This is a genomic window from Actinoplanes awajinensis subsp. mycoplanecinus, assembly GCF_001509495.1.
Taxonomy (GTDB): Bacteria; Actinomycetota; Actinomycetes; order Mycobacteriales; family Micromonosporaceae; genus Actinoplanes; species Actinoplanes palleronii.
Window position 1 is genome coordinate 235052 of record NZ_LLZH01000013.1, and the last position, 13472, is coordinate 248523.

At 71.2% G+C, this 13472-nt stretch carries 16 protein-coding genes and 1 pseudogene; 12 read left to right on the forward strand and 5 right to left on the reverse strand.

The window, feature by feature from the left end; translation table 11 throughout:
* Positions 1-36: 36 nt before the first annotated feature.
* The 4 genes from ADL15_RS04445 to ADL15_RS52650 all read left to right on the forward strand — a co-directional run bounded on the left by ADL15_RS04445 (position 37) and on the right by ADL15_RS52650 (position 2484).
* A complete protein-coding gene (locus tag ADL15_RS04445) occupies positions 37-987 on the forward strand; it encodes an NmrA/HSCARG family protein (protein WP_067685286.1) in 951 nt (316 codons plus the stop codon).
* A gap of 73 nt (positions 988-1060) precedes the next feature.
* Positions 1061-1438 (forward strand): hypothetical protein, encoded by a 378-nt coding sequence (locus tag ADL15_RS04450; RefSeq protein WP_067685287.1) that lies wholly within the window; start codon positions 1061-1063, stop codon positions 1436-1438.
* A 96-nt stretch (positions 1439-1534) separates the two neighbouring features.
* A complete protein-coding gene (locus tag ADL15_RS04455) occupies positions 1535-2086 on the forward strand; it encodes an RNA polymerase sigma factor (protein WP_083970917.1) in 552 nt (183 codons plus the stop codon).
* Entirely contained in the window at positions 2083-2484 is a 402-nt protein-coding gene (locus ADL15_RS52650) for a hypothetical protein (RefSeq protein ID WP_067685288.1), read from the forward strand. The genes ADL15_RS04455 and ADL15_RS52650 overlap by 4 nt, the downstream gene beginning before the upstream one ends.
* Positions 2485-2491: 7 nt before the next feature.
* Here the strand turns inward: ADL15_RS52650 and ADL15_RS04465 are convergent, their stop codons facing one another.
* Positions 2492-3595: a cellulose binding domain-containing protein gene (locus ADL15_RS04465; protein ID WP_232343887.1), complete on the reverse strand. Its 1104-nt coding sequence runs from the start codon at positions 3593-3595 to the stop codon at positions 2492-2494.
* A gap of 283 nt (positions 3596-3878) precedes the next feature.
* Here ADL15_RS04465 and ADL15_RS04470 point away from each other — a divergent pair, with 283 nt between their 5' ends.
* The 7 genes from ADL15_RS04470 (at position 3879) to ADL15_RS04500 (ending at position 9373) form a co-directional block, all read left to right on the forward strand.
* A complete protein-coding gene (locus ADL15_RS04470) occupies positions 3879-4226 on the forward strand; it encodes a hypothetical protein (protein ID WP_067685289.1) in 348 nt (115 codons plus the stop codon).
* A 33-nt stretch (positions 4227-4259) separates the two neighbouring features.
* Positions 4260-4559 carry a hypothetical protein gene (locus ADL15_RS04475; RefSeq protein ID WP_198170524.1) on the forward strand — a complete coding sequence of 100 codons (300 nt, stop codon included), beginning with the start codon at positions 4260-4262 and terminating at the stop codon, positions 4557-4559.
* A 125-nt stretch (positions 4560-4684) separates the two neighbouring features.
* Positions 4685-5041, forward strand: a complete 357-nt coding sequence (locus ADL15_RS04480; RefSeq protein ID WP_067685397.1) for a winged helix-turn-helix domain-containing protein — start codon at positions 4685-4687, stop codon at positions 5039-5041.
* A complete protein-coding gene (locus ADL15_RS04485; protein WP_067685291.1) occupies positions 5038-6165 on the forward strand; it encodes an alpha/beta hydrolase family protein in 1128 nt (375 codons plus the stop codon). The genes ADL15_RS04480 and ADL15_RS04485 overlap by 4 nt, the downstream gene beginning before the upstream one ends.
* A 60-nt stretch (positions 6166-6225) precedes the next feature.
* Entirely contained in the window at positions 6226-7329 is a 1104-nt protein-coding gene (locus tag ADL15_RS04490) for an NADH:flavin oxidoreductase (RefSeq protein WP_067685292.1), read from the forward strand.
* A gap of 112 nt (positions 7330-7441) precedes the next feature.
* Positions 7442-8884 (forward strand): MFS transporter, encoded by a 1443-nt coding sequence (locus ADL15_RS04495; RefSeq protein ID WP_067685293.1) that lies wholly within the window; start codon positions 7442-7444, stop codon positions 8882-8884.
* Between the two features lie 15 nt (positions 8885-8899).
* Positions 8900-9373, forward strand: a complete 474-nt coding sequence (locus ADL15_RS04500) for a DUF4396 domain-containing protein (RefSeq protein WP_067685294.1) — start codon at positions 8900-8902, stop codon at positions 9371-9373.
* Positions 9374-9385: 12 nt separating this feature from the next.
* Here the strand turns inward: ADL15_RS04500 and ADL15_RS04505 are convergent, their stop codons facing one another.
* The 4 genes and pseudogenes from ADL15_RS04505 to ADL15_RS04520 form a co-directional block, all read right to left on the reverse strand.
* Positions 9386-9796: an ATP-binding protein gene (locus ADL15_RS04505; RefSeq protein WP_067685295.1), complete on the reverse strand. Its 411-nt coding sequence runs from the start codon at positions 9794-9796 to the stop codon at positions 9386-9388.
* 109 nt (positions 9797-9905) lie between these two features.
* Positions 9906-10370 (reverse strand): SRPBCC family protein, encoded by a 465-nt coding sequence (locus ADL15_RS04510; protein ID WP_067685296.1) that lies wholly within the window; start codon positions 10368-10370, stop codon positions 9906-9908.
* Positions 10371-10481: 111 nt separating this feature from the next.
* Positions 10482-10766, reverse strand: a pseudogene (locus ADL15_RS04515) (aldo/keto reductase); the annotation flags it as partial.
* A gap of 221 nt (positions 10767-10987) precedes the next feature.
* Positions 10988-12376, reverse strand: coding sequence for a phenylacetate--CoA ligase family protein (locus ADL15_RS04520; protein WP_067685297.1), 1389 nt, complete (start codon positions 12374-12376; stop codon positions 10988-10990).
* Between the two features lie 219 nt (positions 12377-12595).
* Between ADL15_RS04520 and ADL15_RS04525 the strand changes: the two genes are divergently transcribed.
* Complete coding sequence (locus ADL15_RS04525; protein WP_083970890.1) at positions 12596-13450, forward strand: phytanoyl-CoA dioxygenase family protein; 855 nt, start codon at positions 12596-12598, stop codon at positions 13448-13450.
* Positions 13451-13472 lie beyond the last annotated feature (22 nt).

The window sequence follows — 13472 nt, forward strand, 5'->3', positions numbered from 1 at the left end:
TCCTACTTGCTTCGAATTCGGAACAGGAGAACCTTGATGTCCAGCCCGAAACTGATCACCGTGGTCGGCGCGACCGGCGCCCAGGGCGGCGGCGTCACGCGGGCGCTGCTCGCGGACGGGACGTTCACCGTACGGGCGGTGACGCGCGACGCCGGGTCGCCGAAGGCCCGCGCGCTGGCCGAGCTCGGCGCCGAGGTGGTGACGGCGACGCTCGACGACCGGGACAGTCTGCGCGCGGCGTTCGACGGGGCGTACGGGGCGTTCCTGGTCACGCCGTACTGGGAGCACCGCTCGCCGGAACGGGAGATCGCCGAGGTGCAGAACCTGATCGGGGCGGCCCGGGGCGCCGAGCTGCGGCACGTGCTGTGGTCGACGCTCGAGGACACCCGGGCGGCCATCCCGGCGGGCGACGAGCGGATGCCGCTGCTCGACGGCGGCTATCGGGTGCCGCACTTCGACGTGAAGGGTGGAACGGCCGACGCGCTGTTCGCGGAGTCCGGCCTGCCGGTGACGTACCTGTTGATGTCGTTCTACTGGGAGAACCTGCTCGGCGACCTCGCGCCGCAGCGTGACCCGGACGGGAAACTCGCGCTGCACCTGGCGATCGGGGACGCGGCGATCGCCGGGGTGGCCCTGGACGACCTGGGCGCGATCGCGGCGCGGGCGCTGCGGCGGCCGGCCGAGACGATCGGCGCCACCATCCCGGTGGCGACCGAGCATCTGACCGGCGAGCAGATCGCGGTGGCGTTCGCCAGGACGCTCGGCGAGTTGGTGGTCTACCGGCCGCCGACGCATGATCAGCTACGGGGGCTGGGCTTCCCGGGCGCGGACGAGTTGGGCAACATGTTCCAGTACTACGCGGAGTTCTCCGAGCACGCGCTCGGGTTGCGGGGCACCGGTGCCGCCCGGGCGATGCAGCCGCGGTGGCGCAACCTGACCGAGTTCCTGACCGGTCATCGCTCGGATGTGGCGCGGGTCACAGCCTAGCCGCCAACCTTTTCCGGGCCGGCGCGTCCTCCCAGGTGACAGTGCACCGACCGACACAGTGCTGGAGCTTGAGATGCGCAGAACCACCCGGGCCCTCGCGGTCACCGCCGGAACCGTGGCCGTCATCGCGATCGGCGGGGTGTCCGCCGCGGCGGCCTTCGCCGACGAGGAGACCCCGGCTCCGGCCCCGACTCCGACCGCGTCCGTCGCGCCGACCCGCACCGCCGCCACTGCTTCACCCGCGCCGGTGCCCCCCGCTTCCACCCGGAAGCCGACCGCCTCGCCGGTCCCCACGCGGGTGCAGACCGCTTCACCGGTCCCCACCCGGGTGGAGACCGCCACGCCGGTCCCCACCGCTTCCACCCGGGAGCAGACCCCCGCGCCGACGCGGTCGCCCGTCACCCGCCGGCCCACCATCGCGCCGACGCCCAGCGCCTCGGCCGCTTCCTGAGGTATCGCGCGCCGGCCGCCCCGTGCGGCCGGCGCGCCACCGTCCGCCCGTCTCCCCGACCCACACCGCGAGGCCCTTTTGATCTTCGTGCTCCCGATGCCCCCGTCGTTGCTGCGCTGGATGCGCGGGGCCGCGTCCAGCCGTGTCGTGACGGCGGCGGCCGCGGCGCCCGCGATCGACGAGCTCTATCGGGAGCGCCGGCTGCCGCTGGTCCGGCTCGCGGTACTCATGGTTGATGATCTGCCCACCGCGGAGGACATCGTCCAGGACGTCTTCACCCGGCTCTACCGCCGGCACGGCACCGGCCTGGACGCGGTCGCCAACCCGAACGCCTACCTGGTGTCCGCGGTGATGAACGCGGCCCGGTCGGCGCTGCGGCGGCGCCGGATCGCCCGCGCCTACCTGCCGCCGCGCCCGGAACCGGCGCCGGCCGCCGAGGACGAAGCCCTTCTCGGTACGGGTGACCGCGAGGTGATCCAGGCGCTGGGCCGGCTCACCGCCCGGCAGCGACAGGTGATCGTGCTGCGCTACTGGTCCGGGCTGTCCGAGCAGGAGATCGCCGGCACGCTGCGGATCTCCGCCGGGACCGTCAAGTCGACAGCACACCGCGCCCTGACCCTGCTCCGCACGCGATTGGAGGAGAGATGACCGAGACCGATCTGGAACGGCGCCTGCGGGAGGCGCTGTCCGCCCGGGCCACCACGGTGACGAGCCGGGACCTGCGCCCCGCGTCGGCGCCGTCCCGGACCGCCGGCCGGAGCACCGTGGCCCGGTGGTCGCTGCCGATCGCCGCCGGCCTCGCCGCCGCGGCGGTGTCGGTCACGGCGTTCGCCCTGCTCCGGCCCGCGGATCCGACGCCGGCCCCGCCCGCGGCACCGGCTTCGCCGTCGTCGTCGCCGTTACCCGCCTCGCCGGTGCCGCGCCCGACGGCGACAGTGGCGCCGGAGGTCACCCCGTCCGCGGCGACCCGGACGACGTCGACGGCCGAGCCGACGCCGACCAGGTCCACACCGGCGCGGGCCACCCTCGCGCCCAGTCCGCGCTGACCGCGGGTCAGGACAGGAAGCTGCCGTACGGGCCGTTGAGGATGCCGTTCTTCTGGGCCTGGCTGAACGTGCAGTTCGGGTAGCCGTAGAAGGACGCCGACATGCAGGTGCCGTCGGTGGAGGTGGCGTCCGGGAGGCCGAACGCGTGGCCGAGCTCGTGGACCATGCCGCCGTACCAACGGGGCATCGGCTCGGTCTTGCCGGCCGCCCCGTCGGCGTCGTGGCCGCTCAGCAGCACCCAGCCGGGCTGGCCTCCGCCACCGGACTTGCCGGCTTCCTCGGCGCTGACTTCGGCGACGAAGAGCCAGCGGCTGTCCGGGTTGCTCAGGCCGTACCGTTGCTGAAGTTCGCCCTGCATGTTGAAGATGACGCAGGCGTACCGGTCCCCGTTGGGATCGCAGTTGTTGTTGATGTACCAACTCGTGTCGTGCAGGCCGTCGACCGCCTCCACGACCGGGCTGTTCAGCGTGAACGTCTTGCCCAGCTGCTGGCGGAAGAAGCTCTGCGCCTCCCGCATGACACCGGCGATCCCGTCGGGGTAGCGCTGGTCGTAGGCCACGTCGGTGGGCTTGAGCCAGAAGACGCGCACGGTTCGCGCCGGGGGTGTCTGCGGAGTCGAGGACGACGGTGTCGCGGTCGGTGACATGGTGGCGGTCGGTGACGTGGTGGCGGTCGGTGACGTGGTCGCGCCGGTGCAGGTCACGCCGTTGAGCGTGAAACTCGCCGGTACCGGGTTGGCGGTGTTGTTCCACGCGCCGTTGAAGCCGAACGACGTGCTGCCGCCGGTGGCCAGAGGCCCGTTCCAGGCGGCGTTGACCGCGGTGACGGCGGCGCCGCTCTGTGTCGTGGTCGCGTTCCACGCCTGGGTGACGGTCTGCCCGGCGGTGAACGACCAGCGCACGGTCCAGCCGGTCACGGCGTCACCGAGGTTGGTCACCGCGACGGTCGCCGAGAAACCGCCGGACCATGACGAGCCGATCGTGTACTGCACGCGGCAGCCCGAGGCGGCGGCGTGCGCGGTCGTGGTGACGGTGGCGGCTGTGGTGCCGCCGGCGAGGGCGGCCAGGGTGGCCGCGATGAGCGGGGTGCGGCGTGCTCGGTGGAACATCATCGCCTCCTTGCGGAAACTCGGTCGGATGCCACGGTGGGTGCGCGCCGCCCCGCGAAGCGCCAGAGCGCAGCGTCGCGGGCGCGGCGTCGGCAAGCACGCCCACTCATCGCAATCGATGAATGTCGATTGCGGGCCACTCTGACCTACGAAAACCTTTTCGGCAAGGAGGGCGGCGGCTGCGGACCGGAAGGCGGCGGCATCGCTTCTCACCGGCTCCCGCGATCCGGTTGTATGCCTCTGCTTCGATGGGCTGGCGGCACACCTTCGGGATAGGAGTTCGCGCATGGCTGAGAGCGCCTGGCTCACCTTCCACTGCGGGACCGACAAACAGACCCGCCTCGCCACCTTTCACCACAACGGCACCGAGTGGCAGCTGGCGGAGGTGTCCGCCGAGCCGCTGCCGGAGGGTGGCGCCATGCCCGGGCGGATCGCGATGACCGGGCAATTCGGCCTCGCGCCCGGCTACACCGGCTGTCCGGGCTGCGCGGCGGTCAACTTCGTGCGCTGCGGCAGCTGCGCCGAGCTGGGGTGCTGGGTCGGCGCCTCGGCCGACTTCACGTGCGGGAACTGCGGAATCCAGGGCCCGGTCGTGGGCACCATCAAGTCGCTCAACGCGATGGACGTCGCTTGAGCACTCTCGAACCGACCGCGCTTGCACTTCGGCATGCACCTCACCTGTCACGCCGACGGCAGCTGCGAGTTCGCGCGCCGCGGCGTGCTCTATTACTGGCCGCCGGCGCTGCTGTCGGCTTACGCGACAATCACTTTTTGGTACGTACGGACAGCCCGAACCCGGGGGCTCGGCGCCCGGGTCATGCCCTACGCGATCACCGGTGCCGTGACCACCGTCGTGTTCACCGCGGCCTGGGTGGCGGCGGCGCTGTACTTCCCGAGCCATCCGGCACCGATCGACCCGCTGCCGTACTGGCCTACCTGGCGCTGGTGCTGCTGGTGCTGCCGATGAACCTCGGCTTCGGGCCGCCGCACTGGCAGATCCGGGCCGGCCTGGCGGTGCCGCAGCTCATCGCGGGGGGTGGTGCTGCTGCTGGGCGCGGCCGGGTTCCGGGCAGCCGCCCGCCGGCAGCACCGGTGACCGCCGTGACCGGCACCCCGGAGCCGGACGCCGCGCACCCGGCCCACGGCCTGGACGAGGTGGTGCACCAGCGCGTACGCCTGGGGATCCTGACCATCACGCACGAGGCGCGCCGGGTCGAGTTCGGCTACCTGCGCACCCAGCTGCAGCTGACCGCCGGCAACCTCTCCAAGCACCTGAGCGTCCTGGAACAGGCCGGGCTGATCGAGGTGGAGAAGGGTTACGAGGGCCGGCGCGGCCGCACCTGGCTCACCCTGACCGCGGCCGGCACCACCGCGCTCACCGACGAGATCCGCCGGCTCAAACAGCTCATCGCCCGCGTGGAAACCACCGACAACCCGGAGGACCGATGACCACCGCACTGACCCGTCGACACCTGCTGACCACGGCACTCGCGGCCGGGGTCGCCCTACCCCTCGGTGCCGGCCGGGCCGCGGCGGCACCGGCGCGACTGACCCTGCCCGCGCCCACCGGGCCGCACCCGGTCGGCACGGTGTCCATGCACCTCGGCGACAGAGGACGGCCGGGGCGCGAGATGATGGCCAGCTTCTGGTATCCGGCGCGGGACGTCAGGCGTCATCCGGTGGCGCCGTGGCTGGCCGCCGCGCCGCTGCGGGAGCTGCTCGCCGCGAACGGGCTCGACCCCGACATCGCTTCGCCGCTGACCGCCGGGCACGAGGGCGCCGCGGTGCTGACGGGCGGGCCGCGACCGGTGGTGGTGTTCTCGCACGGCTCCAACGGCCACCGGTCCGAGACCACCATCGTGGTGCAGGAACTCGCCAGTCACGGCTACGTGGTGGTCACCGTGGACCATCCGGACGACTCGTTCAGCGAGTTCCCCGACGGGCGGGTCACCGTGCCCAGCGAGGACGACAACGGCACTCCTTGGGATCATGCTCACGACGTACGAAATCTGCTTGATCGGATCGCGGACCTGGCCGGCGGCCGCAACCCGGACCTTCAGCGGCGGCCGCTCCCGGCGAACCTGGCGGGAGCGCTGGACCTGCACCGGATCGGCATGTTCGGCTGGTCGAAGGGTGCGACCGCGACCGCGCTGGTGATGAACACCGATCGGCGGGTGCGGGCCGGGCTCAGCTTCGACGGCCCGATGCTGTCCCAGCCGCGACCTGCCGCGATCGACCGGCCGTTCATGCTGATGACCGCCGAGTTCACGCCCTGCGCCGAGGAGTCCGGGGTCGCCGAGCTCTGGCCGCTGCTGCACGGGTGGCGGCGGCAGGTGCACGCGGAGGGCGCGGACCACGGGTCGTTCTGCGATCAGGCGTGGCTGCTCCCCCAGCTGGCGGCGCGCGCCGCCGCGCCGCTGGACCCGGCCCAGGCGGTACGGATCCAGCAGGCGTATCCGCTGGCGTTCTTCGACCGGCACCTGCGCGGGCAGCGGCAGCGGCTGCTGGACGGCCCGCACCCGGACTTCCCGGAGATGCACTTCGTCTCGTCGGTCACCTGCCCCTCCGCATGAGACAGGCCACACCTGCACGCGAGCCGGATTAACGGCGGGGGCCGCTGATTTGATCGTGATGTGACTATCGACGTGGATCCCGCGCCCCTGTTCGCCCCGTACACCCTCGGTGGTGTCGACCTGGCCAACCGCTTCGTGATGGCGCCGATGACCCGGCAGTTCTCGCCCGGCGGGGTTCCCGGCGCCGACGTGGCGGCCTACTACGCGCGCCGGGCACCGCACGTCGGGCTGATCGTCACCGAGGGCACCTACGTGGACCATCCGTCCGCCGGGTCCAGCGATCGGGTGCCGCGGTTCTACGGTGCGGACGCCCTCGACGGCTGGCGCGCCGTCACGCAGGCGGTGCACGCGGCCGGCGGGCGGATCGTCCCGCAGCTGTGGCACCTCGGCGCCACCCGGGCCGCGGGCGCGCCGCCGCACCCCGACGCGCCGGTGCTGAGCCCGTCCGGGCGGCGCGCCGACGGCACCGTCGTCGGTGAGCCCGCGACGCCCGACGACCTGGACGCGGTGGTGGCCTCGTTCGCGCGGGCGGCCCGCGACGCCCAGCTCGCCGGGTTCGACGGCGTGGAGATCCACGGGGCACACGGCTACCTGCTGGACCAGTTCCTCTGGTCGGGGATGAACAGCCGCGGTGACCGGCACGGCGGGAGCCCGGCCAACCGGGCCCGGCTGGGCGCCGAGGTGGTGGCCGCGATCCGGGCGAGCGTCGGGCCGGACTTCCCGGTGCTCTTCCGGTTCTCGCAGTGGAAGGGGGCCGACTTCGACGCCCGGATCGCACAGACGCCCGGCGAGCTGGAGCAGCTGCTCGCCCCGCTGGTGGACGCCGGGATCACCGGCCTGCACGTGTCTACGCGGCGGTACTGGCTGCCGGCCTTCGAGGACTCGTCGCTGACCCTGGCCGGCTGGACGAAGAAGGTCACCGGGCTGCCGGTCGTCGCGATCGGCTCGGTCGGCGTGGCGCAGGCCTTCCGCGGCGAGAGCGAGGAGCCGGCCTCGACGCTGAGTGTCGCGCCGCTGCTGGAGCTCTTCGAACGCGGTGAGTTCGACCTGGTCGCGCTGGGCCGCGCCCTGCTCTCCGAGCCGGCCTGGCCGACCAAGCTGCGCGAGGGCCGGCTGGCCGAGATCCGCCCCTACGACAAGGCCGACGAGAGCCAACTCAACTGAACCCTCGTCGACGCCGGGCGGCCCGAAATCACGGTGCCCGGCGTCGACGCGGCGCGGTCAGCCGACCTGCTTTGCTGGGACGAGGGCCGGACCAGCGATTATGGTGACAAAAATGTCAGACAACAGGATCGGGCTGCGCGGCGACCGGGGCGCGGTCCTCGGCGCGATGATGCTGGCCACCGGGCTCATCGCGATCGACTCGACGATCATCGCGACCGCCGTGCCGTCGGTGGTCGCCGACATCGGCGGGTTCCACGAGTTCCCCTGGCTCTTCTCGATCTACCTGCTCGCCCAGGCCGTGTCGGTGCCGGTCTACGGCAAGCTCAACGACATGTTCGGCCGCAAGCCGGTCATCCTGTTCGGGATCGCGCTGTTCCTGCTCGGGTCGATCTTCTGCGGGCTGGCCTGGAACATCTGGGTGCTCATCGCATTCCGCGTCGTGCAGGGCCTGGGCGCCGGCGCGATCCAGCCCACCACGATCACGATCGTCGGCGACCTCTACTCGATGGAGGAGCGGTCCAAGGTCCAGGGCTACGTGGCGAGCGTCTGGGGCATCTCCTCGGTCGTCGGCCCCACCCTGGGCGGCGTGTTCAGCGAGTACGTCAGCTGGCGCTGGATCTTCTTCGTCAACGTGCCGCTCTGCCTGCTCGCCGCCTGGATGATCATGCGGAAGTTCCACGAGAAGCCGGAGCGGGCCCGCCCGGTGATCGACTACACCGGCTCGGCCCTGCTCACCGGTGGGTTGACGCTGCTCATCCTCGGCGTCCTGGAGGGCGGGCAGGCCTGGGGCTGGGCGTCACCGGCCGGCGTCACGATCCTCGGCACCGGGACCGTTCTCCTGGTCGCGTTCGGGTTCGTGGAGCGCACGGCGGCCCAGCCGGTCCTGCCGCTCTGGATGTTCCGGCGCCGGCTGCTGGTGACCAGCGGGCAGCTCGCCGTCGGGGTGGGCGCCATCCTGATGGGGCTCAGTTCGTACGTGCCGACCTACGCCCAGCAGGTGCTCGGGGCCGGGCCGCTCGTCGCCGGGCTGGCCCTGGCCGCGCTGACCCTGGGCTGGCCGATCTCGGCGAGCCAGGCCGGCCGGGTCTACCTGCGCTTCGGGTTCCGGACCTGCGCGCTGATCGGCACCTCGCTGGTGCTGCTCGGGTCGTCGCTGCTGCTCCTGCTCGGACAGCACTCCGGCGTGCTGGAGGTGGCGGCGTTCTGCCTGATCATCGGCTTGGGCATGGGACTCACGGCGGCGCCCACCCTGATCGCGGCGCAGTCCAGCGTCGGCTGGGCGGAGCGGGGCGTGGTCACGGCGAACAACATCTTCCTGCGGTCGCTGGGTAGCGCCCTGGGTGTGGCGGTGTTCGGCGCGGTCGCCAACGCGGTGCTGGGGTCGGGCGAGGTCACCGCGGCGGGCCTCACCACGGCCGTACACCGGATCTTCCTCGGCATCGTGATCGTCGCCGCCGTGATGGTGGTGCTGGCGGCGCTGCTGCCCGCGGTGTCCCGCGCGGACGACCGGTCGGGCCGGCGTCGGCCGTCAGACCTTGGCGCTAATACCCCCTAGGGGTATGGTGGGCGCATGAGCGTCGATCCGCACCAGACACATCCGACAGCTACGTGGGGCATGGCAGCCTCGGCGACGGTGCACTGCCTGACCGGCTGCGCCATCGGCGAGGTGCTGGGCATGGTGATCGGCACGGCCGCCGGCCTGCACAACGCCGCCACCGTCGTACTGTCGATCTTTTTGGCCTTTGTGTTCGGTTATGCCCTGACCATGCGCGGGGTGTTGCGTGCCGGCGTCGATGTCCGGACCGCGCTGAAGGTGGCGCTGGCCGCGGACACCGTCTCCATCGCGATCATGGAGTTGCTGGACAACGCGGTCATCGTGGCCGTGCCGGGCGCGATGGACGCCGGGCTCACCAGCGCGCTGTTCTGGGCGTCGCTGGCCGGCTCGCTGGTCGTGGCGTTCCTGCTGACCACCCCGGTCAACCGCTGGATGATCTCACGCGGCAAGGGTCACGCCGTGGTGCACCAGTACCACCACGCGCACTGACCGGACGGGTCGTCAGACGGCGGCCCGGATCGCAACGGCGGTGACCGGTGCGGGCATCAACGCCCACACCGTCTTGCCGGCCTCACCGGATCGGGTGCCCCACGCCAGCGCCATCGCGTCGATCAGGAGCAGGCCCCGGCCACCGGCCTGCCGGGCACCGGGATGCCGCACCTGCGGCGCGCCGACCGCGGTGTCGGCGACCTCGACGAGGACACCGTCCGCGGTGAGGGAGAGCGTGAGCTCCCCGCCACCGCCGGTGTGCTGGCCCACGTTCTGCACCAGCTCGCTGACCGCGATCAGCACGTCGTCGCGCCACGCGTCGTCGGATCCGGCCTCGACGTGCTCCGCGAGGGCCGTCCCGGCCATGCGTCGCAGCGGTGACGCCGGGTCGTCGCGCCCGAACACCGCGCACAGAATGATCACCGACAGTCCTCCCCCGTGCCGTGCACCTGACGTCAACGCTAACGACTGACCGCACGGACGGGAAAGCCGGAGTGGAGCAACCGCTCCACTCCGGCTTTCGCATCGTGGGTCAGGCGTCGGGCCGGGCCACGTCGCCCTGCCAGGTGCCGGTGGCGGCGCCGCGGCTCTCGATGAAGTCCTTGAACCGCTTGGTGTCCGCCTTCACCTGGTGGCTGTCGACGCCGATGGCGCTGCCGACCTTCTCGATGAAGCCCTCGGGCTCCCAGTCGAGCTGGACGGTCACCCGGGTCTCGCTGTCGGCGAGCCGATGGAAGGTGACGACGCCGGCGTGCTTGGTGTCGCCGCTGGTGCTCTTCCAGGCCACCCGCTCGTCCGGGTGCTGCTCGGTGATCTCCGCGTCGAACTCGCGGGTCTGACCGGCGATCTTGGTCACCCAGTGGGTGTGGGTGCTGTCGATCTGGGTGATCGACTCGACGCCGTCCATGAACTGCGGGAAGTCCTCGAACTGCGTCCACTGGCTGTAGGCCGTGCCGATCGGCACGTTCACGTCCACGGACTCGGTCACGGTAGTCACGAGATTCTCCTTAGAAGGGGTTGCTCATCAACTACCCGGGAGCGAGCCGGCAAACCTCTTCTGCGTCGATTTCTGCGTCGATGTCAGTGTCAGGTCGAGCGCGGCGACAGCGTCGGTGAGCAGGCCGAACATCTCCCGCTCCTCCTCGCGCTGGACCAGGTTGTACTGGTCCTGCATCGAGACGAACTTCGTCCAGCCGTGACGCTCGGCGGCGTGCTGCAGCTTCGCGAACTGCCATGCCCCCATGGACGACGCACCGAGGTAGCGGACCTTGCCCGCCTTGACGACGTCGTGCAGCGCCGCCATGGTCTCCTCCACCGGGGTTTCCGGGTCGAAGCGGTGGATCTGCATCAGGTCGACGTAGTCGGTGCCGAGCCGGGTGAACGACGCGTCGACCTGCTCCGCAGCTGGGCCGCCCCGCCCCTCGGCGCCGCGGCGCAGGGGCGGTGACCGCCAGGACCACGACGCCGCGGCGAGTCTGCGGGTCCGAGCCCCGACCTCGCGCTCACTTCTTGAGACGGCGGCTTGCGGCGTGCCAGTCCTCGGTCGTGCCCGGCTCCTCGGCCGCGACGCCGCACGACGGCAGCTGCGGCTGTTCGCGCAGGCTGCGCTTGAGCTCAGGGCTCGTCCGGCGCCGGTCGCTGGGTGTAGCGGTGCTTCACGCCGGGCGGGAAGAACTCCGGGTCGCCGCACGGGCGCAGCAGGATCTGCGGTGACTGGTAGGCCGCCGGCACGTAGTGGCCGAACTCGCTGTTGAGCCGCAGCAGCTCGGTGCGGACCGAGGCGGCGACGGACGCGGCCAGGTCCGCGGTGGCCGGCTCGCCGGGCGCCAGCTCGACGACGACCGACAGGTGCCGGTCGCGGTCGGCGTCCTCGACCGTGCGTAGCACGAACTTGCCGGTGACGTGCGGTGCCACGTGCGGGCGTTCCAGGCCGACGGTCACGTTCTCCGGGTAGATGTTCGCGCCGAAGTAGGACACGGTGAACAGCGACCGACCGAAGACGTGGACGAACGGCAGGTCCGGCCCGCTGCCCGGGTCGAACCCGTGCTCACGGCAGAAATCGATCATCCGGTCGTGCTCGATCACGCCGCCCTCGTCGGCGATGTGGTAGCGCAGCAGCGGCGCCGCGCCGTCGCTGGAGAACACGAGGGTGCCGTCGACGGTCTCGAAGAACCGGGTGGCCGGGTCGTACTGCACCAGGGTCGGCAGGCGCGCGTCGCCGAACAGCCGGGTCGCCGCGTCCGGCCGGTCGGCGAGAAACCGGCGGATCCGGATGCTCAGCGGGGTCTCGTTGCCGAGCACGCCGGCGTCCGCCGTGCCGTAGAGCGAGGCCGAGCTCTCCGCCGGATCCGTCGCCCCGGTCCGGGCCGTGATCAGATCCCGCCATTGCTCGCTGAAGACCTCACCGGCCAGGACCACCTTCATCCGGTACGACGGCCAGTGCGTGCCCCGGGCCGCCCCGACGTCGATCACGTTCTTGACGAACGGCGGGTAGCCGAGCAGGACCACCTGGTCGAAGTAGGACCCCAGCTCGCCGACCACCCGCAGGATCTCGTCGACGTCGTTGCCGGGCGTGGCCACCGTGATCGGGTAGCCCTCCGCGGCCAGGTGACGGCAGGCCGCGGTGGTGTACATGCCACCGACCCAGTTGCCGAGCGCGAAACAGACCACGGCGAGCGTGGACTTCTCGGCCGCCTGGAACGCCCCGGCGAAGACCTGCTCGAAGCGGGCGGTGACCGCGGCCTCGTCGCGTACCGACCGGGGCCAGACGGTGGGCCGGCCGGAGGATCCGGACGAGACCGCGACGATGTCACTTCCGGTCAGGGTGCCGCCGAGACAGCGTGACGGCAGGTCGTACGTGTTGATGTAGGCGGCCTTGGTCATCAGCGGAATCTGCGCCGGCGTGACCACCTGATCCGGGTCCACCCGCTGGCCGGCCAGGAACTCGGCGTACGCCGGAACGCTCTTCGCCATCCGCTGGAACAGTGCCATGCGGTCGACCATGCCCACACTCCTCGGCGCCGAAGGGGTCTCCCTGTCAAACGATAGGGGGTCCGGGTGGCGGATAGGGGGAGCGCACCCTGGGAGATGCCTGCGTCGCGGACAGAGGACAAGCTTGCCTTAGTAAAACGCACCGGGCGCCGCTTTCCCGCCACACCGGACGGCTGAGCGATACGCACAAACAATGGCCCATCGTGAATTGACGATGAAGGAGGCTGCGACATGGAACGAACCACCAGAATGGCGCCGGGAATTCTCGATCCGGTGATGCTGGAGCAGTATCGCCAGGACGGTTTCCTGCTCATGCCGCCGGGTTTCCTGCCGGCCGAGACCCTCGCCGAGATCATCGGCGCCGTTCCGGGGCTGCTGGAGGTGGACAGCCCGGCCCGGGTGATGGAGCGCGACGGTGTCACGCCGCGGTCCGTCTACGGCATCCACCAGCAGGACGGCGTCTTCGCCGACCTGATGCGGCACCCGGCACTGCTCGGCGCGGTGCAGCAGATCCTGCACAACGACGTCTACGTGCACCAGTCCAAAGTCAACATCAAGGCGGCGTTCGCCGGTGACCAGTGGGACTGGCACCAGGACTACATCTACTGGCTGCAGGACGACGGGATCACCCGCCCCGACCTGGTCAACGTCGCGATCTTCCTGGACGACGTGAACGAGTTCAACGGGCCGCTGACGTTCATCCCCGGCTCGCACCGCGACGGCGTGCTGACCGCCACCGGCCGCGACGGCATGCCGCTGGGTTACGAGGACGCGCCGCAGTGGGTGGCCACGCTCACCGCCGACGAGAAGTTCCAGGTCAGCGACGACGTGATCGCGAGCATGGCGCAGCGCAACGGCATGGTCAGCCCGAAGGGGCCGACCGGCTGCGTACTGTTCTTCGATCCGAATCTGCTGCACGCCTCGACCCGGAACATGTCGCCGGGCCGGCGCGCCATGGTCATTCTGGTCTACAACGCTGTCGACAACGTCCCGCACGACGTGACCGATCCGCGGCCGCAATTCCTGGCCGAACCGGATCCCCGTGCGCTGACCCCGTTGGCCCCGAATGTCGCCACTCGCCGATAACCACTGAAACAACAATCACCCC